Annotated in this window: 26 protein-coding genes; all 26 read right to left on the reverse strand. The window is 67.1% G+C overall.

The genetic code is table 11. The annotated features are described in order from the left end of the window. Positions 1-657 (reverse strand): ATP phosphoribosyltransferase, encoded by a 657-nt coding sequence (hisG, locus tag AB7E83_RS14470; RefSeq protein WP_428570597.1) that lies wholly within the window; start codon positions 655-657, stop codon positions 1-3. A 43-nt stretch (positions 658-700) separates the two neighbouring features. Next, complete coding sequence (gene murA / locus AB7E83_RS14475; RefSeq protein ID WP_428570599.1) at positions 701-1,963, reverse strand: UDP-N-acetylglucosamine 1-carboxyvinyltransferase; 1,263 nt, start codon at positions 1,961-1,963, stop codon at positions 701-703. A gap of 7 nt (positions 1,964-1,970) precedes the next feature. Continuing rightward, complete coding sequence (locus AB7E83_RS14480) at positions 1,971-2,216, reverse strand: BolA family protein (protein ID WP_428570601.1); 246 nt, start codon at positions 2,214-2,216, stop codon at positions 1,971-1,973. 13 nt (positions 2,217-2,229) lie between these two features. After that, complete coding sequence (locus AB7E83_RS14485; protein ID WP_428570603.1) at positions 2,230-2,985, reverse strand: ABC transporter permease; 756 nt, start codon at positions 2,983-2,985, stop codon at positions 2,230-2,232. Positions 2,986-3,043: 58 nt separating this feature from the next. Next, entirely contained in the window at positions 3,044-3,970 is a 927-nt protein-coding gene (locus AB7E83_RS14490; protein WP_428570605.1) for an ABC transporter ATP-binding protein, read from the reverse strand. Between the two features lie 58 nt (positions 3,971-4,028). After that, the gene (locus tag AB7E83_RS14495; protein WP_428570607.1) at positions 4,029-4,301 is read right to left on the reverse strand and encodes an STAS domain-containing protein; all 273 of its coding nucleotides are present in this window, start codon (positions 4,299-4,301) and stop codon (positions 4,029-4,031) included. A gap of 9 nt (positions 4,302-4,310) precedes the next feature. Then, entirely contained in the window at positions 4,311-4,955 is a 645-nt protein-coding gene (locus tag AB7E83_RS14500; RefSeq protein ID WP_428570608.1) for an MlaC/ttg2D family ABC transporter substrate-binding protein, read from the reverse strand. A 110-nt stretch (positions 4,956-5,065) separates the two neighbouring features. Then, complete coding sequence (locus AB7E83_RS14505) at positions 5,066-5,872, reverse strand: MlaA family lipoprotein (RefSeq protein ID WP_428570610.1); 807 nt, start codon at positions 5,870-5,872, stop codon at positions 5,066-5,068. 2 nt (positions 5,873-5,874) lie between these two features. After that, positions 5,875-6,363 (reverse strand): outer membrane lipid asymmetry maintenance protein MlaD, encoded by a 489-nt coding sequence (gene mlaD / locus AB7E83_RS14510; RefSeq protein ID WP_428570612.1) that lies wholly within the window; start codon positions 6,361-6,363, stop codon positions 5,875-5,877. A 29-nt stretch (positions 6,364-6,392) separates the two neighbouring features. Then, on the reverse strand, positions 6,393-7,175 hold the full coding sequence (mlaE, locus tag AB7E83_RS14515; RefSeq protein WP_428570614.1) for a lipid asymmetry maintenance ABC transporter permease subunit MlaE: 783 nt from the start codon (positions 7,173-7,175) through the stop codon (positions 6,393-6,395). Between the two features lie 10 nt (positions 7,176-7,185). Continuing rightward, positions 7,186-8,004 carry an ABC transporter ATP-binding protein gene (locus AB7E83_RS14520; RefSeq protein WP_428570616.1) on the reverse strand — a complete coding sequence of 273 codons (819 nt, stop codon included), beginning with the start codon at positions 8,002-8,004 and terminating at the stop codon, positions 7,186-7,188. A gap of 97 nt (positions 8,005-8,101) precedes the next feature. After that, positions 8,102-9,568, reverse strand: a complete 1,467-nt coding sequence (locus tag AB7E83_RS14525; RefSeq protein ID WP_428570617.1) for a glutamate synthase subunit beta — start codon at positions 9,566-9,568, stop codon at positions 8,102-8,104. A gap of 17 nt (positions 9,569-9,585) precedes the next feature. After that, positions 9,586-14,313, reverse strand: coding sequence for a glutamate synthase-related protein (locus tag AB7E83_RS14530; RefSeq protein WP_428570619.1), 4,728 nt, complete (start codon positions 14,311-14,313; stop codon positions 9,586-9,588). A gap of 128 nt (positions 14,314-14,441) precedes the next feature. Beyond that, positions 14,442-15,131: an REP-associated tyrosine transposase gene (locus AB7E83_RS14535; RefSeq protein WP_428570621.1), complete on the reverse strand. Its 690-nt coding sequence runs from the start codon at positions 15,129-15,131 to the stop codon at positions 14,442-14,444. 31 nt (positions 15,132-15,162) lie between these two features. Continuing rightward, positions 15,163-16,005 carry a class I SAM-dependent methyltransferase gene (locus AB7E83_RS14540; protein ID WP_428570623.1) on the reverse strand — a complete coding sequence of 281 codons (843 nt, stop codon included), beginning with the start codon at positions 16,003-16,005 and terminating at the stop codon, positions 15,163-15,165. Further along, positions 16,002-16,556 (reverse strand): DUF1415 domain-containing protein, encoded by a 555-nt coding sequence (locus tag AB7E83_RS14545; protein ID WP_428570625.1) that lies wholly within the window; start codon positions 16,554-16,556, stop codon positions 16,002-16,004. Before AB7E83_RS14545 ends, AB7E83_RS14540 begins: the two co-directional genes overlap by 4 nt. 5 nt (positions 16,557-16,561) lie before the next feature. Continuing rightward, entirely contained in the window at positions 16,562-17,209 is a 648-nt protein-coding gene (locus AB7E83_RS14550; protein WP_428570627.1) for a hypothetical protein, read from the reverse strand. Between the two features lie 43 nt (positions 17,210-17,252). Further along, on the reverse strand, positions 17,253-18,404 hold the full coding sequence (locus AB7E83_RS14555) for a deoxyguanosinetriphosphate triphosphohydrolase (protein ID WP_428570628.1): 1,152 nt from the start codon (positions 18,402-18,404) through the stop codon (positions 17,253-17,255). Between the two features lie 4 nt (positions 18,405-18,408). Further along, the gene (aroB, locus tag AB7E83_RS14560; RefSeq protein ID WP_428570630.1) at positions 18,409-19,497 is read right to left on the reverse strand and encodes a 3-dehydroquinate synthase; all 1,089 of its coding nucleotides are present in this window, start codon (positions 19,495-19,497) and stop codon (positions 18,409-18,411) included. 9 nt (positions 19,498-19,506) lie between these two features. Continuing rightward, complete coding sequence (locus tag AB7E83_RS14565; protein ID WP_428570631.1) at positions 19,507-20,034, reverse strand: shikimate kinase; 528 nt, start codon at positions 20,032-20,034, stop codon at positions 19,507-19,509. A gap of 4 nt (positions 20,035-20,038) precedes the next feature. Next, positions 20,039-21,754, reverse strand: a complete 1,716-nt coding sequence (locus AB7E83_RS14570) for a hypothetical protein (protein ID WP_428570633.1) — start codon at positions 21,752-21,754, stop codon at positions 20,039-20,041. 31 nt (positions 21,755-21,785) lie between these two features. After that, complete coding sequence (gene pilQ / locus AB7E83_RS14575) at positions 21,786-23,909, reverse strand: type IV pilus secretin PilQ (RefSeq protein WP_428570635.1); 2,124 nt, start codon at positions 23,907-23,909, stop codon at positions 21,786-21,788. Then, positions 23,906-24,466, reverse strand: a complete 561-nt coding sequence (locus tag AB7E83_RS14580; protein WP_428570637.1) for a pilus assembly protein PilP — start codon at positions 24,464-24,466, stop codon at positions 23,906-23,908. The genes pilQ and AB7E83_RS14580 overlap by 4 nt, the downstream gene beginning before the upstream one ends. Further along, on the reverse strand, positions 24,463-25,134 hold the full coding sequence (locus AB7E83_RS14585) for a type 4a pilus biogenesis protein PilO (protein WP_428570639.1): 672 nt from the start codon (positions 25,132-25,134) through the stop codon (positions 24,463-24,465). The genes AB7E83_RS14580 and AB7E83_RS14585 overlap by 4 nt, the downstream gene beginning before the upstream one ends. Positions 25,135-25,145: 11 nt before the next feature. Next, complete coding sequence (locus AB7E83_RS14590) at positions 25,146-25,808, reverse strand: PilN domain-containing protein (protein WP_428570641.1); 663 nt, start codon at positions 25,806-25,808, stop codon at positions 25,146-25,148. Continuing rightward, entirely contained in the window at positions 25,805-26,884 is a 1,080-nt protein-coding gene (locus AB7E83_RS14595) for a pilus assembly protein PilM (protein WP_428570643.1), read from the reverse strand. Before AB7E83_RS14595 ends, AB7E83_RS14590 begins: the two co-directional genes overlap by 4 nt. Positions 26,885-26,929: the final 45 nt, after the last annotated feature.

Raw genomic sequence — 26,929 nt, forward strand, 5'->3', positions numbered from 1 at the left:
TCAATTCAGTGCAGGGGCGGGGACAACACTCTTCGAGAAGATGTCGATAAGGCGGCGGATGGGTTCGCGCTTGAGCTTCAGCGCGGCCTGGTTCACGACCAGGCGCGAGCTGATTTCCATGATGCGTTCGACCTCGACGAGGTTGTTCGCACGCAGCGTCCCGCCCGTGGACACGAGGTCGACGATGGCGTCGGCCAGGCCGGTCAGCGGGGCGAGCTCCATGCTGCCATAGAGCTTGATCAGGTCGACGTGGACGCCCTTGGCCGCGAAGAAATCGCGTGCGATCGCCGTGTACTTCGTCGCGACGCGCAGCCGCGCGCCCTGGCGCACCGCATTGGCGTAGTCGAAATCCGAGCGGACCGCCACGCTCACGCGGCACTTCGCGATCTGCAGGTCGAGGGGCTGGTAGAGGCCCTCGCCGCCATGCTCGATCAAGGTGTCCTTGCCCGTCACGCCGAGGTCGGCGCCGCCGTATTGCACGTACGTGGGCACGTCGGTCGCGCGAACGACCACGACGCGCAGGCCGGGCTCGCTCGTGGCGAGGATCAGCTTGCGAGACTTCTCAGGATCGTCGAGCACCTCGATGCCCGCGCGCGCGAGCAGCGGCGCGGTCTCCTCGAAAATGCGGCCCTTGGACAGGGCGAGCGTGACTGTCATCCCCGAATTTTACGCAAGCCCCCGGGGAGGCTTGCGCGGGGGGTCATTTGATCCGTTCGATGTCGGCGCCGAGACCGGTGAGTTTCTCTTCCATGCGCTCGTAGCCGCGGTCCAGGTGGTAGATGCGGTCGACCATGGTTTCGCCATCGGCGACCAGTCCGGCGATGACCAGGCTGGCGGACGCGCGCAGGTCGGTCGCCATCACGATCGCGCCGGACATCTTCTCGACGCCCTGCATGACCGCGAACTTGCCGTCGACGTGGATGTTCGCCCCCAGGCGCACGAGTTCGTTCACGTGCATGAAGCGGTTCTCGAAGATCGTCTCGGTGATCTTGGCGGAGCCTTCCGAGATGCAGTTGAGCGCCATGAACTGCGCCTGCATGTCGGTGGGGAAGCCGGGATATTCCGTGGTGCGGAAGCTTTGCGCCTGCAGCCGCCCGTGGGATTCGATGCGGATGCCTTCTTCCACCTGCGTCACCTTGGCGCCCGCCGCGCGCAGCAGGTCGATGACGATTTCGAGGTGGTCCGCGCGGCCATGCCGCAGCAGCGCTTCGCCGCCCGTGGCCGCCACGGCGCACAGGAACGTGCCGCACTCGATGCGGTCGGCGACCACGCGATGCGTGCAGCCATGCAGCTTGTCGACGCCCTGGATCCGGATTTTCGAGGTGCCGTGGCCCTCGATCTTCGCGCCCATCGCGATCAGCATTTCGGCGAGGTCGACGATCTCCGGCTCCATCGCCGCGTTCTCGAGGATGGTTTCGCCCTCGGCCAGCGTCGCGGCCATCAAGAAATTCTCGGTGCCCGTCACGGTCACCATGTCGGTGGTGATGCTCGCGCCCTTGAGCCGTTCGCGGCCCTTGGGCACCTTGGCGATCATGTAGCCATGTTCGACCACGATCTCCGCGCCCATGCGCTGCAAGCCCTTGATGTGCTGGTCGACCGGCCGCGAACCGATCGCGCAGCCGCCCGGCAGCGACACCGTCGCCTCGCCGAAGCGCGCGAGCAGCGGCCCGAGCGTCAGCACCGAAGCGCGCATGGTCTTCACCATCTCGTAGGGCGCCTCGGGGAAACTCAGCTTGCTCGAGTCCATGCGCACGGTGTCGCCATCGACATCGGCGGTGACGACCATGTTGCGGATCAGCTTGAGCATCGTCGCCACGTCCTGCAGGCGCGGCACGTTCTGCAGCGTCACGGGCTCGGCGGTGAGCAGGGCCGCGCAGAGTTCGGGCAGGGCGGCGTTTTTCGCGCCGGAAATCCGGACCTCGCCGCGGAGCTCGCGGCCCCCGCGGATCAGAAGCTTGTCCATGGCAGTGTCAGTTGGTGGATTGCGCCGCCCATTCGGACGGCGTGAATGTCTTCATGGACAAGGCGTGAACCTCGTCCGTCTGCATTCTCGCACCGAGCGTCGCGTAAACACGCTGATGCCGCTGGATCGGACGCTTTCCGGCGAAGTCCTCCGACACGATCACCGCTTCCCAGTGCCGTCCGTCGCCCTTCACCTCCAGGTGTTCGCACACGAGGCCCATGCGAATGATGTCGCGCAGCTCATCAGCAGTCATGTCGATTCCATGGTCACGATCTGATCTTGTAGCCGATTCTGAGCAGATGCACGGCGATCGCGCTCACGATGGCCATCGCGCCGCCCACGATCGCGAGGCTCAGCCATGGCGAGACGTCGCTCACGCCGAAGAATCCGTAGCGAAAGCCGTCGATCATGTAGAAGAACGGGTTGAGGTGGCTGACCTGCTGCCAGAACGCCGGCAGGGAGTGGATGGAATAGAAGACGCCCGAAAGGAACGTCATCGGCATGATGATGAAGTTCTGGAACGCCGCCATCTGGTCGAACTTCTCGGCCCACAGGCCCGCGATGACACCGAGCGCGCCGAGCATGCCCGAGCCCAGCACCGCGAACACGAGGATCCACGCCGGGGCCGCGAAATGGATGTTCGTGAACCCCGCCGTGACGAGGAAGACCCCGAGTCCCACGCACAGCCCGCGCGCGACCGAAGAGCCCACGTAGGCGACGAACCAGCTCCAGTGCGACAGGGGCGTGAGCAGCACGAAGACGAGGCTGCCCATGATCTTGCTCTGGATGAGCGACGAGGAGCTGTTGGCGAACGAGTTCTGCAGCACGCTCATCATCACGAGCCCGGGCACGAGGAAGGCCGTGTACTCGATGCGGCCGTACACCTTCACGTGGTCCTGGAGGACATGGCCGAAGATGAGCAGGTAGAGCAGCGCGGTGAGCACGGGCGCGGCAACGGTCTGGAAGCCGACCTTCCAGAACCGCAGGGTTTCCTTGTAGAGAAGCGTCTGCCAGCCGGTCATTCGGCTTCCCTCCGTGCTACGCGCTGCGGGGCCATGAGCCTTGGGGCGGCGCGGCGGCTCATGCAGCGACCCCTTTCTCCTCCGCCATCACGTCGAGGAACACGTCCTCGAGATCGGCCTTGCGGATCTCCACGTCCTCCACGCGAAGGCCCGCCTGCCGGATGACGGCGAGGTGCCGCTCGATCTCGTGCGCATCGTGCGCGGGCAACTGCACGATGCGGCCCGTGACGCGCGCCTTGCCCTCGAATTCCGCGGGAAGTGCGCCGTCGATCTTGAAGCGCAGCACGTTCGACGACGCGGCCTTCAGCAGCTCGCTCGTGCGCTCCAGCGCGACGACGCGGCCCTGCTTGAGCATGGCGATGCGGCCGCACAGCGCCTCGGCCTCCTCGAGGTAGTGCGTGGTGAGCAAGACGGTGTGTCCCTGCTTGTTGAGGCGGGCGATGAACTGCCACAGCGTCTGGCGCAACTCGACGTCGACGCCCGCGGTCGGCTCGTCGAGCACGATCACCGGCGGCCGGTGCACGAGGGCCTGCGCGACCAGCACGCGGCGCTTCATGCCCCCCGAGAGCTGCCGCATGTTGGAGCCGGCCTTGTCGGCCAGGCCCAGGCTTTCGAGCAACTCGTCGATCCAGGCGCCGTTGTCGCGGACGCCGAAGTAGCCCGACTGGATGCGCAGCGCCTCGCGCACGGTGAAGAAGGGGTCGAACACCAGCTCCTGCGGGACCACGCCCAGCTGGCGGCGCGCCTGCGCGTAGTCCGCCTGCACGTCGTGACCGCGGACCGTGACACTGCCGGAGGTGGCGCGCACGAGCCCGGCCAGGATGCTGATGAGGGTGGTCTTGCCGGCGCCGTTGGGGCCGAGGAGTCCGAAGAACTCGCCTTCCTCGATAGCGAAACTCACGCCGTCGAGCGCCTGGAAGCTCGCCCGGCCCGTGGCATAGGTCTTGGAGACGGCGGAGAACGTAATGGCGGCGGGCTTGGGCATGGGAGCCCGTGATTCTAGTCAGCCGCCCTCTTCGCGCCCGGAAGCCCGGACAATGGCACTACGCCGCGTGCGGCAGCAGTTCGGCCACGCCGTACAGGGTGGCCAGCTCGCGCAGCAGCGGCGGCATGTGGCCGACCGAGAACACCTTGCCGAGCGCCAGCGCCTCGCGGCGGCAATCGAGCAGCACGGCCAGCGCGGACGAATCGAAAACCCGCAGGGCCGACGCGTCCGCGACCGCCCGGTCGCCGGGAATCGCGCGCAGCGCCTGCGCGAGCATGCGGCCGCAGGCGGCGGCATCGTCGTGCGTCAGGCGCTCCGGCAGCACGAGCATGGCGCTGCGTCAGCCCTTGCGGGCCGCGTTGGACCTGTTGCGCTCCGCGAGCGTCGCGATGAGGCCGTCGACGCCCTTGGCGGTGATCTCCTGAGCGAACTGGCTGCGGTAGGTCTCGACCAGCCACACGCCCAGCACGTTCAGGTTGTAGATCTTCCAGCCCGCTCCCTGACCCGGCGTCTTCTCGAGCCGGTAATCGAGCTGGATCGGCTCGCCGCGGCCGCGAACCTCGCTGCGCACCACGACCTCGGTGTCCGTCGGCGAAGCGCGCAGCGGCTTCAGGCTGACGGTCTGGTCGTCGATCTGCGCGAGCGCACCCGAATACGTGCGGACCAGCAGGGTCTTGAACTCGTCCTGCAGGCGCTTTTGCTGCTCCGGCGTCGCCTGGCGCCAGGCCGGGCCGACGGCCGCGGCGGTCATGCGCTGGAAGTTCACGTTCGGCATGATCTTGCCGTCGACCAGCGTCATGATCTTGGCCACGTCGCCCTGCTTGAGGGTCGCGTCGGCGCGAATGGTCGAAAGAACCTCGTCGGACAGGCGCTTGATCAAGGCGTCCGGCGCCTCGTCGGCGGCATGGGCGAGCGGCGCGAGCGCCAGGAGGGAAGCGGAGAGCACCGCGGCGAACCACTGCCCGAGAACACGTCTTTTCATCATCTGATTACCTTTCAAGGGCGGACGAACCGCCGTGCCGGGTTGGAATGCTTCACCCGCCCGGCAGTTCCGCCCCGGCATGCCTTGCGGGGAAACAGCGTGCAACTTCGCCCTCAGGGCCTGGCCGGCGCGGCCCGCGGGCTGCCGGCCGGCGCTTCGTCCAGCTTCGGCGTCTGGCCCGCGTCCCGGTCGCGATCGCGCTCGCCGTCGCTCGTGATCTCGGCGCGCCGCCTCTGCAGGTATGCATCGCGCGTGAAGGTGTATCGGTCGAGCGCGGCGTTCTCGAGCACGTCCCCCACCATCAGCAGGTTGGCCCGCTTGTCGATCAGGCGCAGCGCGTAGAAGGCATTGCGGCTCGAGTCGGGGTTGACGTCGTGAAACGGGTCGAAGCGGCGGTCGACCGGCATGGCCAGCGTGTCGCGCACGGTCGACGGCCCCAGCAACGGCAGCATGAGGAACGGGCCCGCGGGAACGCCCCAGCGGCCGAGGGTCTGGCCGAAGTCTTCCTTGTGCCGCTCGATGTTGAACTCGCTGGCGAGATCGAACAGGCCGCCCATCCCGAAGAAGGTATTCACATGCACGCGCATGGCGCTCTCGAACGCGTTGCCGATCTTCAGCTGCAGCAGGCTGTTGACCGCCGACCAGACGTCGCCGATGTTGCCGAAGAAGTTGGACACGCCGGTACGCACGAGCCCGGGGACCGCCTGCCGGTAGGCCGTGGCCACCGGCTTGAGCAGTGCGCGGTCGACGCCCTCGTTGAACTCCATCACACCGCGGTTGAACGGCTCGAACGGATCGCGCGACACGCGCTGCTCCGGCGTGGCGCAGCCCGAAAGGGCCAGCACCGCGCCGGCAAGAAATACCGCCACTGTCGCCCGCGCGACGCGCCCGAAAGGCCCGAAGGGCCCGAATCCTTGCATCTTCATTTCTTTGCTGCCGCTCCCGCCGCCGGACCGCCCTCGGCGGCCTTGTTGTAGAGGAACTGGCCGATCAGATTTTCCAGCACCACCGCGGACTGTGTCGAGGTAATGGTATCGCCTCCTGCCAGATTTTTCTCGCCGGCGCCCGCCTCCACCCCGATGTATTGCTCACCAAGCAGGCCGCTCGTGAGGATCTTGAGCGAGCTGTCCTTCGGGAAGCGGTAGCGGCTCTCGAGGGCGAGCGCGACGGCCGCCTGGTAGGACTTGTCGTCGAAGGTGATCGACTCCACCCGCCCCACGACCACGCCCGCGCTCTTGACCGCCGCGCGCGGCTTGAGCCCGCCGATGTTGTCGAACTTCGCGATCACGCGATACGTCTGCTGGAAATTGAGCGACAGCAGGTTGGCCGCCTGCAGCGCGAGGAACACGATCGCCGCGCCCCCGATGAGGACGAAGAGGCCCACCCACACGTCTTTGCCGGATCGTTCCATGGCGAAATCCTTGGTCTCTTTCTATCTTTCTAGATACTGAACATCATCGCGGTGAGCACGAAATCGAGCGCGAGCACCGCCAGCGACGCCATCACCACGGTGCGCGTCGTGGCGCGCGACACGCCTTCGGGCGTCGCCTGCGCGCCGTAGCCTTGCAGCAACGCGACGAAGGTCACGGTGACGCCGAAGACCAAGCTCTTGACCACGCCATTGCCCACGTCGCTGAACACGCCGACGCCGCCCTGCATCTGGCTCCAGAAGGCGCCGGGGTCCACGCCGATCAGCACGACGCCCACGACCCAGCCGCCGAGGATGCCGACGGCGCTGAACACCGCGGCCAGCAGGGGCATGGCGATCACGCCCGCCCAGAAACGGGGCGCGAGAATGCGCCGCACCGGGTCGACGGCCATCATCTCCATCGCGGAGATCTGCTCGCCCGCCTTCATGAGGCCGATCTCGGCCGTGAGCGACGTGCCCGCGCGGCCGGCGAAGAGCAGGGCCGTGACGACGGGTCCGAGTTCGCGCACGAGGCTGAGCGCAACGAGCAGGCCGAGCGCCTCGGACGAGCCGTATCGCTGCAGGGTGTAGTAGCCCTGCAGGCCCAGCACGAAGCCGACGAAGAGGCCCGACACCGTGATGATGGCGAGCGAATAATTGCCGAGGAAATGGATCTGGTCGCGCACCAGGCCGAAGCGGCGCATGCTGGCGCCGAACAGCGCGACCAGCCGCAGGAAGAGGCGTGCCGAATAGCCGATGTCCGCGAGCTTGCGGCGCGTGGCGAATCCGACGTCGGCGGGGCGGTACCAGCTCATAGCGGCCTCGTCATTTCAATCCCGCGCTGAAATCGTCGGCGACGGAGGGGCCGGGGTAGTGGAAGCGCACCGGGCCTTCGGCCTTCGCATGCACGAACTGGTGGACGAGCGGATCGGCCGAAGCGCGAACTTCCTCGGGCGTGCCCTGTGCCGCGATCTTTCCGTTGGCGAGGATGATGACCTGGTCGGCGATCGCGAAGGTGTCGACGAGATCGTGCGAGACGACGATGCTCGTGATCCCCAGCGTGTCGTTCAGGCGGCGGATCAATTGCGCCGCGGTGCCGAGGGAAATCGGGTCGAGGCCGGCGAAGGGCTCGTCGTACATCACGAGTTCGGGGTCGAGGGCGATGGCGCGCGCGAGCGCCACGCGGCGCGCCATTCCGCCCGAGATTTCGCTGGGCATCAGGTCGCGCGCGCCGCGCAGGCCCACGGCATTGAGCTTCATCAGCACGATGTCGCGCACCAGCGTCTCGGGCAGCGGCGTATGTTCGCGCAAGGGGAACGCGACGTTGTCGAACACGCTCATGTCGGTGAAAAGCGCACCGAACTGGAACAGCATGCCCATGCGCCGGCGCAGTGCGTACATCGTTTCTGCGTTCGCCCCGGCGATGTCCTGGCCGTCGAACAGCAGCTCGCCGCGCTGCGGCTTCACCTGCCCGCCGATCAGGCGCAGAACCGTGGTCTTGCCCCCGCCGGACGCGCCCATGAGCGCCGTCACCTTGCCTTTCGGCACGGTGAAGCTCAGGTCGTCGAGGATGCGGCGCGGTCCGTAGCCGAAACTCAGGTTGCGGCATTCGACCAATGCACCGGGGCCGGGGAGGTCGGTCATCGGGCGTGGGGCAAAGGTTCGGATGATACGGGCCTTTGAATCGCCACGCGGCCGGGGCGAGCCGCCCGGCGCGGTCACCTGGGTCCGAGGCCGCCGCTCACCGCGGGAGGTCGCTGAATCCCATCAGGAACTCGTCCACGGACCGAGCCGCCTGCCGGCCTTCGCGGATCGCCCACACCACCAGCGACTGGCCCCGGCGCATGTCGCCGGCGGCGAACACCTTCTCGACGTTCGTCGCATAGCCGCCCGTGAAGTCGGTCGTCGCCTTCGCGTTGCCGCGCGCGTCCTTCTGCACGCCGAAGCCTTCGAGGATCGACTGCACCGGGCTCACGAAGCCCATGGCCAGGAGCACGAGGTCGGCCTCGTACTTCTTCTCGGTGCCGGGGACCTCGTTGAACTTGCCGTCCTTGAATTCGACCTGCACGGTGGTGAGGCCGGTAACCTTGCCGTTCGCGCCGGTGAACTCCTTGGTGGCGATGGCGAACTCGCGCTCGCAACCTTCCTCGTGCGAGGACGAGGTGCGCAGCTTGTACGGCCAGTACGGCCAGGTCAGCTCCTTGTTCTCGTGCTCGGGCGGCATGGGCATCAGCTCGAACTGGATCACGCTCTTCGCGCCGTGGCGGTTGCTCGTGCCCACGCAGTCGCTGCCGGTGTCGCCGCCGCCGATCACGATGACGTTCTTGCCGTCGGCGCGCAGTTGGTTCTTGACCTTGTCGCCCGCATTCACCTTGTTCTGCTGCGGCAGGAACTCCATCGCGAAGTGGACGCCGTCGAGTTCGCGCCCCGGCACCGGCAGGTCGCGCGATTGCTCGGCGCCGCCGGTCAGCAGCACGGCGTCGAAGTCCTTCTGCAGCTGTTCGGGCGAGATCGTTTCCTTCGCCCAGTTGGTGACCTTCGAGTCGCCAGGCAGCTTGCCGATCATCACGCCCGTACGGACGGTGACGCCTTCGGCCTTCATCTGCTCCACCCGCCGGTCGATGTGCGACTTCTCCATCTTGAAGTCGGGGATGCCGTAGCGCAGCAGGCCGCCCACGCGGTCGTTCTTCTCGAACAGCGTGACGTCGTGACCGGCGCGCGCGAGCTGCTGCGCGGCGGCCATGCCGGCCGGGCCGGAGCCGACCACGGCGACCTTCTTGCCGGTCTTGATGCGCGCGACGCGCGGCGTCACCCAGCCGTTTTCCCACGCGCGGTCGATGATCGCGTGCTCCAGCGACTTGATGCCCACCGGCTCGTCGTTCACGTTGAGCGTACACGCGGCCTCGCACGGCGCGGGGCAGATGCGGCCGGTGAACTCCGGGAAGTTGTTCGTCGAGTCGAGCACCGCCCACGCATTGCGCCAGTCCTGGCGGTACACGAGGTCGTTGAAGTCCGGAATGATGTTGTTGACCGGGCAGCCGCTGTTGCAGAAGGGCGTGCCGCAGTCCATGCAGCGCGCGCCCTGCACCTTGGCCTCGTCGTTCGTGAGGCCGATCACGAACTCCTTGTAGTGCTTCACGCGCTCGGGCACCGGGCGATAGCCCTCCTCGATGCGCTCGTATTCCAGGAAGCCGGTGACTTTTCCCATGATCTTTCTTCCGTCTCTTATTTGGCGGGCGCGGGTTCGGGCATCGCGACGTGCGCGTTCGTGCCGGCGCTCGCGAGCTCCACCTCGCGCTCGTACATCTCGGCGAGCGCGCGCTTGTACTCGTTGGGGAACACCTTGACGAACTTCGCGCGAGCCGTCGCCCACTGGTCGAGCAGGTCCCGCGCGCGGCGGCTGCCGGTCCACCGATGGTGGTCCTCCAGCAGCTTGCGCAGCTGCGCCTCGTCGGTCTGGTCGCGGTGCATCAGGGTCTTGCCGCCCGTGGCCTTCTGGTCGGCCGTGCTCGTCACGCGCTCCAGCGAGACCATGGCCGTGTTGCAGCGGCTGGCGAACTGGCCGTCCTCGTCGTACACATAGGCCACGCCGCCCGACATGCCCGCCGCGAAGTTGCGGCCGGTCTTGCCGAGCACGACCACCGTGCCGCCCGTCATGTATTCGCAGCCGTGGTCGCCGGTGCCCTCGACGACCGCCGTCGCGCCGGACAGGCGCACCGCGAATCGCTCGCCGGCCACGCCGCTGTAGAACGCCTCGCCGGACGTCGCGCCGTACAAGGCCGTGTTGCCGATGATGATGTTCTCGGTCGCGACGCCGCGGAAGTCGATGCTGGGGCGCACGACGACACGGCCGCCGGACAGGCCCTTGCCGGTGTAGTCGTTCGCGTCGCCGATCAGGTACAGCGTGACGCCGCGCGTGAGGAACGCGCCGAACGATTGTCCGCCCGTGCCTTCGAGCTGGATGTGGATCGTGTTGTCGGGCAGGCCTTCGGGATGCGCCTTCGTGATCTCGCCCGAGAGCATCGCGCCCACCGAACGGTTGACGTTGCGCGTGACTTCGATGAACTGCACGCGCTCGCCGCGTTCGATGGCGGGGCGGGACTTCTCGATCAGGATGCGGTCGAGGCTCTTTTCCAGCCGGTGGTCCTGCGACTCGGTGTGGTAGCGCGGCACGTCGGCCGGCACCTGCGGCTGCGCGAGCAGGCGGCTGAAGTCGAGGCCGCGCGCCTTCCAGTGCGCGATGCCCTTCTTCATGTCCAGCAGGTCCGCCCGGCCGATCAGGTCGTCGAACTTGCGGATGCCCAGCTGCGCCATGATCTGCCGCACTTCCTCGGCGACGAAGAAGAAGAAGTTGACGACGTGCTCGGGCTTGCCCGCGAACTTCTTGCGCAGCACAGGGTCCTGCGTGGCGACGCCGACCGGGCAGGTGTTGAGGTGGCACTTGCGCATCATGATGCAGCCCTCGACCACCAGCGGCGCGGTCGCGAAGCCGAACTCGTCGGCGCCCAGCAGCGCGCCGATGGCGACGTCGCGGCCGGTCTTCATCTGGCCGTCGGCCTGCACGCGGATGCGGCTGCGCAGGCGGTTCAGCACCAGCGTCTGCTGCGTCTCCGCCAGGCCGATTTCCCAGGGCGATCCTGCATGCTTGATCGACGACCAGGGGGACGCGCCCGTGCCTCCGTCGTGGCCCGCGATCACCACGTGGTCGGCCTTGCACTTCGCGACGCCCGCCGCGATCGTGCCGACGCCGACCTCGGACACCAGCTTCACGCTGATGCTCGAATGCGTCGCGACGTTCTTCAGGTCGTGGATCAGCTGCGCGAGGTCTTCGATGGAGTAGATGTCGTGGTGCGGCGGCGGCGAGATCAGGCCCACGCCGGGCACCGAGTAGCGCAGCTTGCCGATGTACTTCGACACCTTGCCGCCGGGAAGCTGGCCGCCCTCGCCGGGCTTCGCGCCCTGCGCCATCTTGATCTGGATCTGGTCGGCCGACGCGAGGTATTCCGCCGTGACGCCGAAGCGGCCCGACGCGACCTGCTTGATGCGCGAGCGCAGCGAGTCGCCTTCCTTCAGCGGGATGTCGACTTCGACGACGTCCTTGCCGATGATCTGCGCCATGGTCTGGCCCGCGCTGATCGGAATGCCCTTGAGCTCCTGGCGATAGCGTGCCGGGTCCTCGCCGCCTTCTCCGGTGTTGCTCTTGCCGCCGATGCGGTTCATGGCGACTGCGAGCGTGGCGTGCGCCTCGGTCGAGATCGAGCCGAGCGACATCGCGCCGGTCGCGAAGCGCTTGACGATCTCCTTCGCGGGCTCCACTTCGTCGACGGGGATCGCCTTCGACGGATCGACCTTGAACTCGAACAGGCCGCGCAGCGTCATGTGGCGGCGGCTCTGGTCGTTGATGAGCTGCGCGTATTCCTTGTAGGTGTTCCAGTTGTTCGCGCGCGCGCTGTGCTGCAGCTTCGCGATGGCGTCGGGCGTCCACATGTGCTCTTCGCCTCGCGTGCGCCAGGCGTACTCGCCGCCGGCGTCGAGCATGCCCGCGAGCACGGGGTCGTCGCCGAAGGCGCCTCGGTGCATGCGGATCGCTTCCTCGGCGATCTCGAAGACGCCGATGCCCTCGACGCGGCTCGAGGTGCCGGTGAAGTACTTCTCGATCGTGTCGCCGTTCAGGCCGATGGCCTCGAACAGCTGCGCGCCGCAGTAGGACATGTACGTCGACACGCCCATCTTCGACATGATCTTGGAGAGACCCTTGCCGATCGCCTTGATGTAGTTGTAGATCGCCTTCTCGGCGTTCAGGTCGCCCGGCAGATCCTTGTGGATGGAAACGAGCGTCTCCATCGCGAGGTAGGGATGCACGGCTTCCGCGCCGTAGCCCGCGAGCACGCCGAAGTGATGGACCTCGCGCGCGGAGCCGGTCTCGACCACGAGGCCCGCGGTCGTGCGCAGGCCCTCGCGCACCAGATGCTGGTGGATCGACGACAGCGCGAGCAGCGCCGGGATCGCGACCTTATCCGGGCCAACGGCGCGGTCGCTGATGATCAGGATGTTCTTCCCGGACTTGAGCGCATCGACGGCCTCGGCATTCAGCGACGCGAGCTGCGCCTCGACGCCTTCGCTGCCCCACGCGAGCGGATAGGTGATGTCGAGCGTGTAGCTGCGGAACTTGCCGTGCGTGTGCTTCTCGATCTCGCGCAGCTTCTGGATGTCGGCGAAGTCCAGGATCGGCTGGCTCACCTCCAGCCGCATCGGCGGATTCACCTGGTTGATGTCCAGCAGGTTGGGCTTCGGTCCGATGAAGGACACGAGCGACATGACGATGGCTTCGCGGATCGGATCGATCGGCGGGTTCGTCACCTGCGCGAACAGCTGCTTGAAGTAGTTGTAGAGCGGCTTGTTCTTGTCCGACAGCACGGCGAGCGGGCTGTCGTTGCCCATCGAGCCGATGCCCTCTTCGCCCGCCTGCGCCATGGGCGACATCAGGAACTTGATGTCTTCCTGCGTGTAGCCGAAGGCCTGCTGGCGGTCGAGCAGCTCGACGTCGCTGCTCGGCGCGTCGCCCGAGGTGTCGGACAGGTCATCGAGCTTGATGCGCAGGTTCTCGATCCACTGCTTGTAGGGCTTCGAGTTCGCGAGCGAGGCCTTGACCTCCTCGTCGTCGATCATGCGGCCCTGCTCGAGGTCGATCAGGAACATCTTGCCGGGCTGCAGGCGCCACTTGCGCACGATCTTGTTCTCGGGCACCGGCAGCACGCCGGACTCGGAACCCATGATGACGAGGTCGTCGTCGGTCACGCAATAGCGCGACGGACGCAGGCCGTTGCGGTCGAGCGTCGCGCCGATCTGGCGGCCGTCGGTGAAGACGATGGAGGCCGGGCCGTCCCAGGGCTCGAGCATCGAGGCGTGGTATTCGTAGAAGGCCTTGCGGCGCTCGTCCATGAGCGTGTGCTGTTCCCACGGCTCGGGGATCATCATCATCACGGCCTGCGCGAGCGGGTAGCCCGCCATCGTCAGCAGTTCGAGGCAGTTGTCGAAGGTCGCCGTGTCCGACTGGTCGGGGAAGGAGATCGGATAGAGCTTTTTCAGGTCGGCCGCGAGCACGGGCGAGGACATGACGCCTTCGCGGGCGCGCATCCAGTTGTAGTTGCCCTTGACCGTGTTGATCTCGCCGTTGTGCGCGACGTAGCGGTACGGGTGCGCGAGCGGCCACTCGGGGAAGGTGTTGGTCGAGAAACGCTGATGCACGAGGCCGAGCGCCGAGACGCAGCGCGAATCGCGCAGGTCGTTGTAATAGACGCCGACCTGGTCGGCCAGCAGCAGGCCCTTGTAGATGACGGTGCGGCTGGAGAAGCTGGGGACGTAGTATTCCTTCGAATACTTCAGCTTGAGCTTCTGGATGGCGGCGCTCGCCGTCTTGCGGATCACGTACAGCTTGCGCTCCAGCGCCTCCTGCACGATCACGTCCGTTCCGCGGCCGACGAACACCTGGCGGATGATCGGCTCCTTCTTGCGAACCGCGGGCGACATCGGCATGGCAGTGTCGACCGGCACGTCGCGCCAGCCGAGCAGCACCTGGCCTTCGGCCTTGATCGCACGCTCCATTTCCTGCTCGCAGGCCAGGCGCGAGGCATGCTCCTTCGGCAGGAAGATCATGCCGACGCCGTACTCGCCCACGGGCGGAAGTTCGACGCCTTGCTTGGCCATCTCGTCGCGGTAGAGCGCGTCGGGCAGCTGGATGAGGATGCCGGCGCCGTCGCCCATCAATTTGTCCGCGCCGACGGCGCCGCGGTGATCCAGGTTCTCGAGGATCTTCAGCGCCTGCTGGACGATGTTGTGGCTTTTCTCGCCCTTGATGTGCGCCACGAAGCCCACGCCGCACGCATCGTGCTCATGGCCGGCCTGATACAGGCCCTGTTCTTGCAAATGAGAAATTTCGGCAGCCGTCGTCATGGCACCCTCCTTCTGATCCGGGGAAACCCGAGGATAGTTCACCGCCTCCCGCTTGCCAAGAAAATTAATTGGGGTCAGATCCCAATTAATTTCCCCCTCTCGTCATCTCGCCAAAAAATGGGGACAGATCATTTCTCAAGCGTTGGGCGCCCGACTTTCCCCTTCGCGAGCCGGCGCGACGTACGCCTTTGCAGTTCCGCGACGTAATCCGGTTCGCCAAGCGCCCAGCCGCTCAATGTCGAGGTTGTGAGTACACGCTGCTGGTCGATGCCAACGCCTGCATTGACCAGGTCGCGATAGGCGGCCTCCCGGGCAAAGGGCGTGTTGCCCAATTCCCAGTAAAGAGGATGAGGTGTGACGACTCGATCCGCTGTCTTTCCGATGTAGAAGCCGTGGCTGGACCACCGGTAGTCCGCCGGGTCGTCGACCATACCGGCGCGCACCGGGTTCAGGTCGATGTAGACCATGCACGCGAGGAGATAGCGCTCGGCCTGGATCAGCGTCGACCTATAACGTCCTTCCCAGAGCGTTCCGGTGCGCGCCTGGCGCTGGTTGAAGTAGCGGACGTAACGGCGGCCCAGGGCTTGCATCATCTGGGGAACACCTTCGGCGGTCTCCGGTGTTGCGAGCACATGGAAGTGATTGCTCATCAACACATAGGAATGCACGGCCACCTTCTGCTCGCGTGCGTATTCGTCGAGCATGCCGAGCAGCGCCTCATAGTCGGCGGTACCCGAGAAGATCGGCTGGCGGTTGTTGCCGCGCTGGATGATGTGGTGCGCGTAGCCCGGGACGGTCAAGCGCGGGAGACGGGCCATCGGCCGATCATAAATTGGAATCTGACCCCAATTAATTTTCCAGTTTGAAGCGCGTGGCGGCGAGGTCGGAGAGGCCGAACTCCGCGAGCAGGGCGAGCAGGCGGTCGGCCGAGGCACGCTTACGCTGGCCGGTGCGACGGGCAATGATGAGCTCGTTCTTCATGCTGTGCTCCCAGCCGACCAGCTCGGTGACCGTTACCTGGTAGCCCATGGCCTCGAGATAGAGGCAGCGCAGCACGTTCGTGACCTGGCTGCCGAGCTCCCGCGTATGCAAGGGATGCCGCCAGAGTTCCGCCAGGGGCGTGCGCGCGAGGGCCAGCGCCTTGTTCTGCCGCAGGCAGGCCGCGATTTCGGCCTGGCAGCAGGGCACGAGCACCATGAATCGCGCGTTCTTGCGCAGCCCGAAGGCGATGGCATCGTCCGTCGCGGTGTCGCAGGCATGGAGCGCGGTCACGACGTCGATGGTCGCGGGCAGTTCCGCGGCCTCCACCGAGTCCGCCGCGCTCACGTGCAGGAAGGACATCCGCTCGAAGCCCAGCCGCCGCGCGAGTTCGCGGGAGCGCTCGACGAGCTCGACCCGAGTCTCGATTCCGTAGATGTGCCCGCGGCCGAGCGGCCGGAAGTAGAGGTCGTACAGGAGGAAGCCGAGGTACGACTTGCCCGCCCCGTGATCCGCGAGCGTCGGCCCCGCCTCCGACTCCGGCAGCTCCAGCAGCAGCCGCTCGATGAACTGGTGGAGGTGATGGACCTGCTTCAGCTTGCGCCGCGAGTCCTGGTTGATGCGCCCGTCGCGCGTGAGGATGTGCAGTTCCTTCAGCAACTCGAGCGATTGCCCGGGCCGCAGGTCGAGATCGGGCGGGGCCACGGCCTTCACGCCGATCGCCCCACGCCAAGCGCCGCCCAGCCCGCGTCGCCCAGCCGCTCGAGCGTCTCGATGTTGCGCTCGTAGATCGCCGCCGCATCCGGGAATGCTTCGACGGCGCGGTCGATGCTCTCCTCGCGCAGGAGGTGCAGCATCGGATAGGGCGACCGGTTCGTGCGATTCGCCGCATCCCCGGGCTCGCTGCCCGCGAATTCGAAGCGAGGATGAAAACTTGCGAGCTGCAGCACGCCTTCGTAGCCGCGCTTGCGCAGCATCCGCTCGCCGCGCTTCACGGCCCCATCGAACTCCAGGAAGTCGTCCAGCGCGCCCGGCACGACGAGCAGCGTCGTGTCGCGCACCGACGCGGCGAGTGCGACGAGCGCCGCAGCCTCCGTCTCGAGTTCGCGCAACGCTTCCTCGGCGTCCGAGGCCCCGCTGACCGCCAGGTGCACCTGCCCCTTCGCATAAACCGCCTTCGCGAAGGGACACAGGTTGAGGCCGATGACCGCGCGCTCCAGCCAGGCGCGCGTGTCGCGCTCGACCGCACACGCGGCGTCTTCCATGACGGTCAGACGAACTTGCTGGGTTGCCCGACGATGCGCTTGGCGAGTTCGTCGAGCAGTGCGGTCGTGATCTTCGCGGCGGGCCAGGGAACGTTTTGCACCTCGAAGCCGTCCGTGTTCACCAGGCGGAAGTTCAGCATCCCCTTCTCGTGGTCGGCGGACACCGTGACGTTGCCCCGCGTCTCGGTCTGATATTCGTACCTGATCGCCAGCAGCGTGTTCTTCTCGGGGTGCCGCGATTCCTTGCGCTCGTGCTTCACCATGCCGAGCGCGATGCGCGACTCCACGCGCTGCTGGTCCGGCGGGAAATTGACGGTGACGAGGCCGCCGACCGCCCGCCCCATCTGCGGGATGGCCTGCCAGCCCATGCCCAGGTAGTCGAACACCTCGCGGTCGCGCAACTGCTTGCGGCGGAAATCGGTGCGGAAGTCGCGCAGCTTCATCGCGGGCCAGGGCGTCTTGCCGTCGAGCGTGAACGGGGCGGACGGCGGCTCGATCACGTTGAGCTGCCGCGCGAGGTCCTGCAGATAGGCCAGCACCTGGCGGCAGGCCAGCTCGACGTGCTGAATGTTGTCCTCGAGCAGGACGTCCTGCTGCGAACGCTGGCTCTGGAGCGCGTTCGCCTGCGATTTCAGCTGGTTGAGGAAGCTCATGGCGTGGCCGGCCCGTGCCAGAAGTGCGATGCGTGAGGGCGTCTCATGACCCGATTCTAGAACCGGAGTCGATGATTCGCGTGCCCGTGAGTCGTTCGTGCTCCCGGGCCGCGAAGCGGTCGGTCATGCCGGCGATGTAGTCGGCCACCGCGCGCACCGAATCCGCGCGCGCTGCGAAATCCGGCTGCATCTGCGACGGCTGCGTGCGGTAGGCGTCGAACAGCTCCCGCACCACGCGGCGCGCCTGATGCGTCGTTCCCTGCACCTGCGGATGGCGGTAGAGGTTGCGGAAGAGAAAGGTCTTGAGCGAGCCCGAATGCTGCCGCATTCCCTCGCTGAACTTCAGCAACGGCGGCGCGGCGCGCGCCGCATCGGCATCGGCGGGCCTCGCCGCCTCCAGCGCCGCCCGCGTCGCATCGATCACGTCGTACACCTGCGCGCTCAGCATGCGGCGAGTCGCCTCGTAGAGCAGCCGCCGGCCGCCGAGCGCGGGAAACTCCGCCTCGGTCTCGGCGCAAAAGCAGTCGAACAGCGGCACCTCGCGCACCTGTTGCAGGGTGATCAGCCCCGAGCGGACGCCATCGTCGATGTCGTGGGCGTTGTACGCCACCTCGTCGGCGAGGTTGCACAACTGCGCCTCCAGCGACGGTTGCGTCCGATCCAGGAAACGCCGCCCCACCCCGCCCGGCTCCTGCGCTTCCAGCCGCACGGCATTCGCGCGCGAACAGTGCTTGAGGATGCCCTCGCGCGTCTCGAAGCACAGGTTCAGCCCATCGAAGCGCGGGTAGCGTTCCTCCAGCGCATCGACCACGCGCAGGCTCTGCAGGTTGTGTTCGAAGCCGCCGTGCTCGCGCATGCATTCGTCGAGCGCATCCTGTCCCGCGTGCCCGAAGGGCGTGTGCCCGAGGTCGTGCGCGAGGGCGATGGCCTCGACGAGGTCTTCGTTCAGGCCGAGCGGCCGCGCGATCGAGCGCCCGAGCTGCGCGACCTCGAGCGAGTGCGTGAGCCGCGTGCGAAACAGGTCGCCCTCGTGGTTGAGGAACACCTGGGTCTTGTAGACGAGCCGGCGAAACGCCGTCGAATGGACGATGCGGTCACGGTCGCGCTGGAACTCCGTGCGCGTGGGCGCGGCGGGTTCGTCGAATCTGCGTCCGCGCGTGCGCGCCGGGTCGCATGCGTAGGGCGCGAGCGGCATTGCGTCAGCCGCAGGTCGCGGCCAGCACGTCGCGCACGAGGGCGTCCGGCGCGCCGCGCACGCTGGCGTGTCCCGGCGCATCGATCACGACGAACTTGATCTCGCCGGCTTCCGCCTTCTTGTCGACGCGCATCAGTTCGATGTAGCGGTCCGGCCCGAGCGCCGGGCCGCGCACCGGCAATCCCGCGCGCTCGATCAGGCGGGTCAGGCGCGTCGCGAAGGCGCGGTCGACGGTGCCGAGGCGCTGCGACAGTTCGATAGACATCACCATGCCGCAGCCGACGGCCTCGCCATGAAGCCACTCGCCGTAACCCAGGCCCGCTTCGATGGCGTGGCCGAAGGTGTGGCCGAAGTTGAGGATGGCGCGCAGGCCCGCTTCGCGCTCGTCCTGGCCCACCACGTGCGCCTTGATCTCGCAGCTGCGCCTGACCGCATGCGCCAGGGCCGCGGTGTCGCGCCGCATCAGCGCTTCGACGTTCGCCTCGATCCAGTCGAGGAATGCCATGTCGGCGATGGGTCCGTACTTGATCACTTCCGCCAGGCCCGCGCTGAACTCGCGCGGAGGCAGCGTATGCAGCGTGTCGAGGTCGCACACAACCTGCAGCGGCTGGTAGAACGCGCCGATCATGTTCTTGCCCAGCGGATGGTTGATGGCCGTCTTGCCGCCCACCGACGAATCCACCTGCGCGAGCAGCGTCGTTGGCACCTGGACGAAGGGGACGCCTCGCATGTAGCTCGCCGCCGCGAAGCCGGCCATGTCGCCGACCACGCCGCCGCCGAGCGCGAAGATCACGGTCTTGCGGTCGCAGGCGTTGGCGAGCAGCGCATCGAAGATCGCGTTGAGCGTCTCCCAGTTCTTGTGTGCCTCGCCATCGGGCAGCACGACTTCATGCACTTTCGCGTAGCGGGCGCCGATGGCGTCGCGCAGTCGTTGCGCATAGAGCGGCTTCACCGTCGTGTTGGTGACGATCAGCGCCGCGCCCGCCTTGGGAAGGCCCGCGAAGATGTCGGGCGAGCCGAGCAGGCCCGAGCCGATCTGGATGGAATAGCTTCGATCGCCGAGATCGATGGAGACGTCTGCGCGCGGGGACATCCAGCGAGTTTAAGCGCGCGGCGGCAGCACCCCGGCGAGTTCGAGCTGCATGAGGATCATGTTGACGAGCGTGGGCACGGAGGGCCGGCCGGTGTCGATCACGAAGTGCGCGGCCTCGCGGTAGAGCGGGTCGCGCTCGGCGAACAGCTCGCGCAGCTTCGCGTGCGGGTCCGCGACCTGCAGCAGCGGCCGCACGGTGTCGTGGCGCAGCCGCCGCCAGACTTCGTCCGCGGTGGAGCGCAGGTAGACGACCTGCGCCTTGTCGTGCAGGCGCCGCCGATTCGCCTCGCGCAGGACGGTCCCCCCGCCGGTGGCGATCACCGCGCTCTCGCCGTCGGTGAGGGCCTCGATGGCGGCCTGCTCTTCGTCGCGAAAGGCGGCCTCGCCGTGCTCTGCGAAGTAGTCGCGGATCGTGCAGCCGATACGCTGCTCGATGACGGCATCCGAATCGTGGAAGGGCAGCGCCAGGCGGCGGGCGAGTTGACGGCCGACAGTGGACTTGCCACTGCCGGGCATGCCGACGAGAGCCAGGATCACATCGTCAGTTGGCGCTGTTACAGGCGCCCGTGCCATACGGCGGCGTGCGGAATGCACCGTTGGGAAGGTCGTCGGCCACCGCGTCGGTCACGAAGGTCCGCTCGGCATTGCCCTGAGAGCCGGCGACGTTCGCCGTCGCGCGGATCTTGTAGGCCAGCCAGGTGGCGAAGACCTGCGCATACTGGACCTGGATGTCGAGCACGCCGGTGGCATCGGTGGTCGTCTTCGTGGGATCGACGTAGCTGATGATGAGGTCGCTTCGGCGCGGCTCGAGCGTGGGCTGGCCATTGCTGTCGACGGATCCGTTGAGGTTCTCGGAAGGATCGACGTTGCCGTTGCGGTTGAGGTCTTCGTTGATGCAAAAGACGCGCGTGGTCGTGGGCGTCGTCGACGACGAGGGATAGTAGGCGGAGGCATCCGTCGGCACCGCGACGGTGTAGGCGTCGAGGAATGCGCCCTTGCCGTAGTGCGTGAGGTCCACCGAGATGTCGACCGCGGCATTCGGCACCGCGCGTCCGGCGGAGTCGGCCACGGTGACCGAGAACTTCTTGATGTAGGTCTGCCCGCTCTTGACCAGCAGGTTGTCGTCGCCGACCGACACCGCGAGGGCCGTGCCCGCCACCGTCAGCGACGTGGTTACCGAGTTCGGGCAATCGGTCGCATTGGCGAAGTCGTTGGCCGAGTAGCAGGCCCGCACCGTCACGCCGTTCGTGGGGCTCGAGTTCTGGCCCGCGATGTACTGCGTCGTCACCGTGCCGCTCGCATCCGTGAATAGGGTCTGCGTGCCGCTCGCGAGACTCGCGCCCACGGCGGCGATGCCGGTCGTCGCATCGACGAAGCGCACGCGCACGTTGGTGATCGGCTTGTTGGTCGGGTCGATGAACAGGAAGCGGATGAGCGACTTGTTCGTCGAGGAGTTGGGCGCGTTCACCGACAGCACGTTGGGCGAGCTCGAGAGCGAGGGCGCGGAGCCCGCGGGAATGGTGGCGGCCGGGACCGACGTGCTGAACACCTGCACCTGGTAGTCGGTCGAGTTCGTCCCGTTTCCGGAAGCCGAGATCGTGTAGATCGCCGCGGTGGTGGGCGCCGCGAACGAGCGCGTGCCGCGGCCGGCGATGTCGGTCGTGATGACGGTGCCCGCCAGCGCCGGGATGGTGCCGCCGAGCCGGATGGGGATGTTCGGGATCGGGTTGTTCGACGAGTCGACGAGGGAAGCCGTCAGCACGACGGCTTCGCCCGGGGCGGGCGCGCTGGGCACGGCCTGGAGCGTGAGCTTGCTGCCGGCCACGCGCACCACGGACTGCTTCGTGATGCCGTTGACGGTCACCGCCAGGGTGATGTCGCGGTCCGACTTGTCGCTGCCGATCTGCAGTTCGCCGCGATAGGCGCCGGTCGCATCGGTCTTGTTGTCGGTTGCGAGCGAGGTGAACACGCCGTTGCTGTTCGCGGCCACCGCGACGGTGGCGCCGGCCACGACGTTGCGGTTGGTGTCGACCGCCTGCACCGTCAGCGTCGCCTTGTCGGAGCCGCTGTTGTTGATCGTCGTCTTGTCGGTGAACATCGCGAAGTCGGTCACGCTCGCGGTTGCCGTTCCCTGCGCCGGGATGCTGCTCGACCCCTGGGTGCCGCTCGTCGTCCCGGCGCTGCCGCCGCCGCCGCCGCAGGCCGCCAGTCCCAGTGCGAGCAGCACGCCCGCCAGCAGTTTGATCGATCGGATCATCTCGTTCGGTTCCTTCCTAGTTTCTGTGCGATCAGCGCGCGGCCGCGCGGTCCGCGATCATCTTCGGCGTGATGAACACCAGCATTTCCTGCTTGTTCGTGTTGCGCTGGCGGCTCTTGAAAAGATTGCCCACGCCCGGCAGTTCGCCCAGCAGCGGGACGCGCGCCTCGCTCTCGGTCTCGGTCAGCTCGAAGATGCCGCCGATCACGACGGTGCCGCCGTTCTCCACCAGCACCTGCGTGCGGATGTGTTTCGTGTTGATCGCGATGCCGGCGGCCGTGGTCTCGCCGCGGCTGTCCTTCGTGATGTCGAGGTCGAGGATGATGTTGCCCTCGGGCGTGATCTGCGGCGTCACTTCGAGCTTCAGGGTCGCCCGGCGGAAAGCCACCGATGTCGCGCCGCTCGAGGTGGCCTGCTGGTAGGGAAACTCCGTTCCCTGCTCGATGAGTGCCTTCTGCTGGTCCGCCGTCACGATGCGCGGGCTCGACACGAGCTTGCCCTTGCCGTCGGCTTCGAGCGCGGACAGCTCGAGGTTCAGGAAGCGGTTGGCCGCGGCGCTGAAGAGCGAGATGGCGAAGTTCGCCGCCGGATAGCCGCCCTGACCCGTCGCGGGCATGTTGACGAAGTTCGTGTTGATCGTGTTCAGCACGTTCGCCGCTTCCTGCGTCTGGGAAGCCACCGCGTCGTAGGTGCCGCCGATCGTGACGCGGTTGGTGCCGCCGATGCCGTAGCCGGCGTCGCCGCCCCGCACGCCGCGAAGGTCGCTGCCGCCCAGCCGAACGCCCAGCGACTTGCCGAACGTGTCGGAGGCCTCCACGATGCGCGCTTCGATCAGGACCTGGCGCACGGCGACGTCGAGCTTGGCGATGAGGGCCTGGACCTGCTCCAGCTTTTCGCCGACATCGGTCACGAAGATCTGGTTGGTGCGCGACTCGGCGAGCACGCTGCCGCGCACGCTCAGGATGCGGGCCGCGCCGGTGCCGCGCGTGAGCTGCGCGGCGAGGTCGGCGGCCTTCGTGTAATTGAGCTGGAACGACTGCGTGCGCAGTTGTTCGAGGCTCTGGATCGCGGCACGGGATTCGAGCTCGAGCTTTTCCTTCGCGGCGATTTCATCCTTGGGCGCGATCCACAGCACGTTGCCCGACTTGCGCATGCCCAGGCCCTTGGCCTGCAGAATTATGTCGAGCGCCTGGTCCCAGGGGACATCCTTCAGGCGCAGCGTCACGTTGCCGGTCACCGAGTCGGACGTCACCACGTTGAAGTTGGTGAAATCGGCGATCACCTGCAGGAGTGCGCGCACCTCGATGTTCTGGAACGAGAGCGACAGCTTCTCGCCGGTGTAGCCCGGACCCTGCGACAGCTTGTTGGGATCGAGCCGCTGCGGCCGAACCTCGACGACGAACTGGTTCTCGCTCTGGTAGGCGCTGTGCTCCCAGGTGCCGCGCGGATCGATCGCGATACGCACGCGGTCGCCGACCTGCGTGGTCGTCACGGTCTGGATCGGCGTGCCGAAGTCCGACACGTCGAGCCGGCGGCGCAGGCCTTCGGGCAGCGTCGTCTTCATGAACTCGACGACGAGACCCTGGCCCTGCTGGCGGATGTCGACGCCCACCTGGTTGTTCGCGAGGTCGACCACCACCCGGCCGGCGCCGTCGGCGCCGCGGCGAAAGTCGAGGTCGCGCAGCGGCTGCGTGTCGCGCCCGCGCGCTTCGGCAAATGCCTGCGGCGCCGTCTGCTGCGCCGTGGCGGCGGCCCCGCCGTCGAGGACCAGGAGCAGCGACTTGCCCTGCAGTTGAGCGCGATAGTTCGACGCGGACTTGAGGTTCAGCACGATGCGCGTGCGGTCGCCGGCCTGCACCACGTTGACCGAGCGCACGTTGCCGAGATTGACGTCGACGGCGGAGCGGCCGAGCCCGTTGGTCGCGCCGGGCACGTCGATGGCGATGCGCGCCGGCGCCTGCACGACGAAGCCCGATGGCACCGCCGCGAGCGGCTGGGAGAAATCGACACGGATCACTTCGGCGCCGCCTTGCAGCGAGCCCGTCACGGATTCGACAACGGCCTGCGCGCGCGCAGGCAGCGCCGCGAACGCCGCGCCGAGCAGGAGCGCGAAAGCGGCCAACGCCCGCCAAGGAATGTGCTTGTACTTGTTCATCTGGACCTCTCTTGGAGCTGGAGCGTCGCCTTGCGCTCGATCCACTCGCCGGTGGCATCCTGCACGAGCTCGCGCAGTTCGACCTCCGTCTCTCCTACCTTGGTGATGCGGCCGAAGTTCTGGCCGATGTATTCGCCGGGGCGCACCTGGTACAGGTGCTTGTCGACCTGCAGGAGCGCGACCGGCTGGCCCTGGCGCACGAGGCTGCCGACCATCGACATGCTGTCGAGGGGGAAGCTCTCGAGCGGCTGCTTGCGGCGGTTCTGCTCGGGCGCGATGAGGGCGGCGCTCGTGCTGCTCTGCGTCGTGTCTTTCTTCAACGCCTGGGCGAGCTTCTGCGTGCTGAACGGATCGACCGCCGCCTCCTGCGTATAGGCTTGCGGCGTGTACTTCTTCGGCTCCGGAATCGGCTGGACCTTGGGCCGCGTCTGCGACCGCTGATCGTTCATCCACTGCTGCAGTTCGTCGTGGCTCTCCGAGCCGCAGCCGGCGAGCGCCGACACGAGCAGCGACGCCGCCAGGGCGGCGCGCAGGAGGGAGGCGAGGCCGAGCGTCATTTCTTCGCCGGCGCCGCCGCCTTGCGCTGCGCGGCGACCTCGTCGGTGTCGAGGTAGCGGAAGGTCTTCGCGGTTGCTTCGAGCGCGAGCACGCCTTCCCTGCCGCCCGAGGCAATGGCCACGTTGTTGAGCGTCACGATCCGCGAAAGTTGCGCGATGTCGGACGCGAACGAGCCGATGTCATGGAAGCGGCCGGTGACGCGGATCGCGATCGGGAGTTCGGCGTAATACTCCTTCACGCTGACCTGGCCGGGCCGGAACAGGTCGAACTGCAGGCTGCGCCCGAGCCCGGCCTGGTTGATGTCGGAAAGCAGGGCATCCATCTCCGCCTTGCTGGGCAACTGCTTCTCGAGCTGGGTCACGTACTGCTGCACCTGCTCGCGCTGCTTGCGCAACGCGTCGAGGTTGATCGCCTGCGCGAGCTTCTTCTTGTAGTCCTCGCGCAAGGTCGCTTCCTTCGCGGTCTCCCTCTCGAGCTCGTCGGCCGAGTTGCTGATCCAGAAGAACCACAGGCCGACGACGATCGCGACCGCGACCGCGGCATTGAGCGCGAGCCGCGGCACGAGCGGCCATGACGCGGGATCGTTGGGATCGAGGCCGCGGAACTGCGACTGGACTTTCTCGCCGAACGCGGCGAAATCGACTTTGGGCAGGGAGACGGTGGCCATGGGTCAGGCTCTCATTTCTTCGCGGAGGCCGGGGCCGCGAAGCCCGGGCCGGGCGCGGCGCCCGTCCTCGCGCTCTCGGGCGCCGAGGCGCCGCTCGCGGCCTTCTGGGCCTCGCTCGCACGCAACAGGCGCACGCGGATGGTGAAGTTGGAGATGCGGCGTGCATCGCGGCCGCCGAGGTTGGTGTTGGCCGCAACGATCTCCACGAGCTCGGGCCGGGTGAGCCACGCGCTGCCGTTGCCCAGGTTGCGCAGCAGCTCCGAGACTCGCTCGTTCGACTGGGCCTGCCCGGTCAGGGTCACGGCCTGGTTCTCCTGGCGCAGCGCGGTGAAGTAGATGCCCTCGGGCAGCAGGCGCACGAGCTCGTTGACCAGATGCACGGGCAGGTTGCGGTCGGCCTGCAGATCCTCCACCGCCTGCTGGCGGGCCCGCAGCGCCGCGATCTCGTTTTGCAGCGTCGCGATGTCCTTGATCTGCCCCTCCAGGCGCTTGATCTCGTTGGTCAGGATCGTGTTGCGGCTCTGCTGGCCGGAAATCTGGGCCTGGTACCAGAGGAAGACCATCCCCGCGATGACGCCGCCCAGCAGGGCCGAGATGCCCAGCGAGACGAAGAAGCCTTCCCTGCGTCGCTTTCGCGCCGCTTCCCGGTGGGGCAGCAGGTTGATCAGGATCACTGCATGAACCTCCGCATGGCGAGCCCGCAGGAGGTGAGGTACGAGGGCGCGTCGCGCCGCACCTTCGTCTCGCGCACCGACTCGCCGATCTTCATGCCGTGAAACGGATTGACCAGGTTGCAGGGAAAGGAGGTCTGGGCGGTGTTCGCGTCCGCCAGGCCCGGCAGCGCGGCCGATCCGCCGGCGACCATGATGTAGTCGACGCGGTTGTGCGGCGTGCTGGTGAAGAAGAACTGCAGGGCGCGCGCGATCTCCTGCGCCATGCTGTCGACGAAGGGCCGCAGCACGCCGCCCTCGTAATCCTCGGGCAGGTCGCCGTTGCGCTTCTTGGTCTCGGCCTCTTCCTGGGAAAAGCCGTACTGCCGCACGATCAGTTGCGTGAGCTGCGCGCCGCCGAAGGCCTGGTCGCGGTCGTAGAGCACTTCCTCGTTGCGCAGCACCTGCATGCTGGTGTTGAACGCGCCCACTTCGAACAGCGCCACGAGCATGTCGCGGCCCTCTTCCGGCAGCTCGGCGATGAGCCGGCTGGCGGCCAGGCGCGAGGCATACGACTCCACGTCCACGATCACGGGCCGCAGGCCGGCCGCCTCGGCCAGGCCCTGGCGGTCCTGCACCTTTTCCTTGCGCGACGCGGCGATCAGCACCTCGACGTCGCCGGCCGAGGACGTGCTGGGTCCGATCACGCAGAAGTCGAGGCTCACCTCGTCGAGCGAGAACGGGATGTACTGGTTCGCCTCGGTTTCGACCTGCACCTCGAGCTCCTGCTCGCTCATGCCGCCGGGCAGGATGATCTTCTTCGTGATGACGGCCGACGCGGGCAGCGCCATCGCGACGTTGCGCGTGCGCGTGCCGCTTTTCTTGACCACGCGGCGCATGGCTTCGGCCACTTCGTCGAACTTCTCGACGTTGCCATCGGTGATCCAGCCGCGCTCGAGCGGCTCGATCGCACAGCGTTCGAGAATGAGTCCGCCGTCTTTGCCACGCCCCAGTTCCACGAGTTTCACGCTCGACGAACTGATGTCCAGCCCCAGCAATGGCGCCGGCTGACGGCTGAACAAAGAGCCGAAAAAGGCCAATCGAGTCTCCTGCACGCTTCGTTTCGAGGCGTAACAAACTTAAGA

Origin of the sequence: Ramlibacter sp. (assembly GCF_050250995.1) — a bacterium.
Classification (GTDB): Bacteria; Pseudomonadota; Gammaproteobacteria; order Burkholderiales; family Burkholderiaceae_C; genus Ramlibacter.

Excerpts from the sequence above, each read along its gene's own strand:
- mlaD (WP_428570612.1), bottom strand. The coding sequence starts at position 6,363 with ATGGAACGATCCGGCAAAGACGTGTGGGTGGGCCTCTTCGTCCTCATC.
- AB7E83_RS14505 (WP_428570610.1), bottom strand. The coding sequence starts at position 5,872 with ATGCAAGGATTCGGGCCCTTCGGGCCTTTCGGGCGCGTCGCGCGGGCG.
- AB7E83_RS14545 (WP_428570625.1), bottom strand. The coding sequence starts at position 16,556 with ATGGAAGACGCCGCGTGTGCGGTCGAGCGCGACACGCGCGCCTGGCTG.
- AB7E83_RS14555 (WP_428570628.1), bottom strand. The coding sequence starts at position 18,404 with ATGCCGCTCGCGCCCTACGCATGCGACCCGGCGCGCACGCGCGGACGC.
- AB7E83_RS14480 (WP_428570601.1), bottom strand. The coding sequence starts at position 2,216 with ATGACTGCTGATGAGCTGCGCGACATCATTCGCATGGGCCTCGTGTGC.
- AB7E83_RS14550 (WP_428570627.1), bottom strand. The coding sequence starts at position 17,209 with ATGAGCTTCCTCAACCAGCTGAAATCGCAGGCGAACGCGCTCCAGAGC.
- AB7E83_RS14485 (WP_428570603.1), bottom strand. The coding sequence starts at position 2,985 with ATGACCGGCTGGCAGACGCTTCTCTACAAGGAAACCCTGCGGTTCTGG.
- AB7E83_RS14495 (WP_428570607.1), bottom strand. The coding sequence starts at position 4,301 with ATGCTCGTGCTGCCGGAGCGCCTGACGCACGACGATGCCGCCGCCTGC.
- AB7E83_RS14535 (WP_428570621.1), bottom strand. The coding sequence starts at position 15,131 with ATGGCCCGTCTCCCGCGCTTGACCGTCCCGGGCTACGCGCACCACATC.
- AB7E83_RS14585 (WP_428570639.1), bottom strand. The coding sequence starts at position 25,134 with ATGGCCACCGTCTCCCTGCCCAAAGTCGATTTCGCCGCGTTCGGCGAG.
- mlaE (WP_428570614.1), bottom strand. The coding sequence starts at position 7,175 with ATGAGCTGGTACCGCCCCGCCGACGTCGGATTCGCCACGCGCCGCAAG.
- pilQ (WP_428570635.1), bottom strand. The coding sequence starts at position 23,909 with ATGAACAAGTACAAGCACATTCCTTGGCGGGCGTTGGCCGCTTTCGCG.
- hisG (WP_428570597.1), bottom strand. The coding sequence starts at position 657 with ATGACAGTCACGCTCGCCCTGTCCAAGGGCCGCATTTTCGAGGAGACC.
- AB7E83_RS14490 (WP_428570605.1), bottom strand. The coding sequence starts at position 3,970 with ATGCCCAAGCCCGCCGCCATTACGTTCTCCGCCGTCTCCAAGACCTAT.
- AB7E83_RS14570 (WP_428570633.1), bottom strand. The coding sequence starts at position 21,754 with ATGATCCGATCGATCAAACTGCTGGCGGGCGTGCTGCTCGCACTGGGA.
- aroB (WP_428570630.1), bottom strand. The coding sequence starts at position 19,497 with ATGTCCCCGCGCGCAGACGTCTCCATCGATCTCGGCGATCGAAGCTAT.
- AB7E83_RS14580 (WP_428570637.1), bottom strand. The coding sequence starts at position 24,466 with ATGACGCTCGGCCTCGCCTCCCTCCTGCGCGCCGCCCTGGCGGCGTCG.
- AB7E83_RS14500 (WP_428570608.1), bottom strand. The coding sequence starts at position 4,955 with ATGATGAAAAGACGTGTTCTCGGGCAGTGGTTCGCCGCGGTGCTCTCC.
- AB7E83_RS14530 (WP_428570619.1), bottom strand. The coding sequence starts at position 14,313 with ATGACGACGGCTGCCGAAATTTCTCATTTGCAAGAACAGGGCCTGTAT.
- murA (WP_428570599.1), bottom strand. The coding sequence starts at position 1,963 with ATGGACAAGCTTCTGATCCGCGGGGGCCGCGAGCTCCGCGGCGAGGTC.
- AB7E83_RS14520 (WP_428570616.1), bottom strand. The coding sequence starts at position 8,004 with ATGACCGACCTCCCCGGCCCCGGTGCATTGGTCGAATGCCGCAACCTG.
- AB7E83_RS14525 (WP_428570617.1), bottom strand. The coding sequence starts at position 9,568 with ATGGGAAAAGTCACCGGCTTCCTGGAATACGAGCGCATCGAGGAGGGC.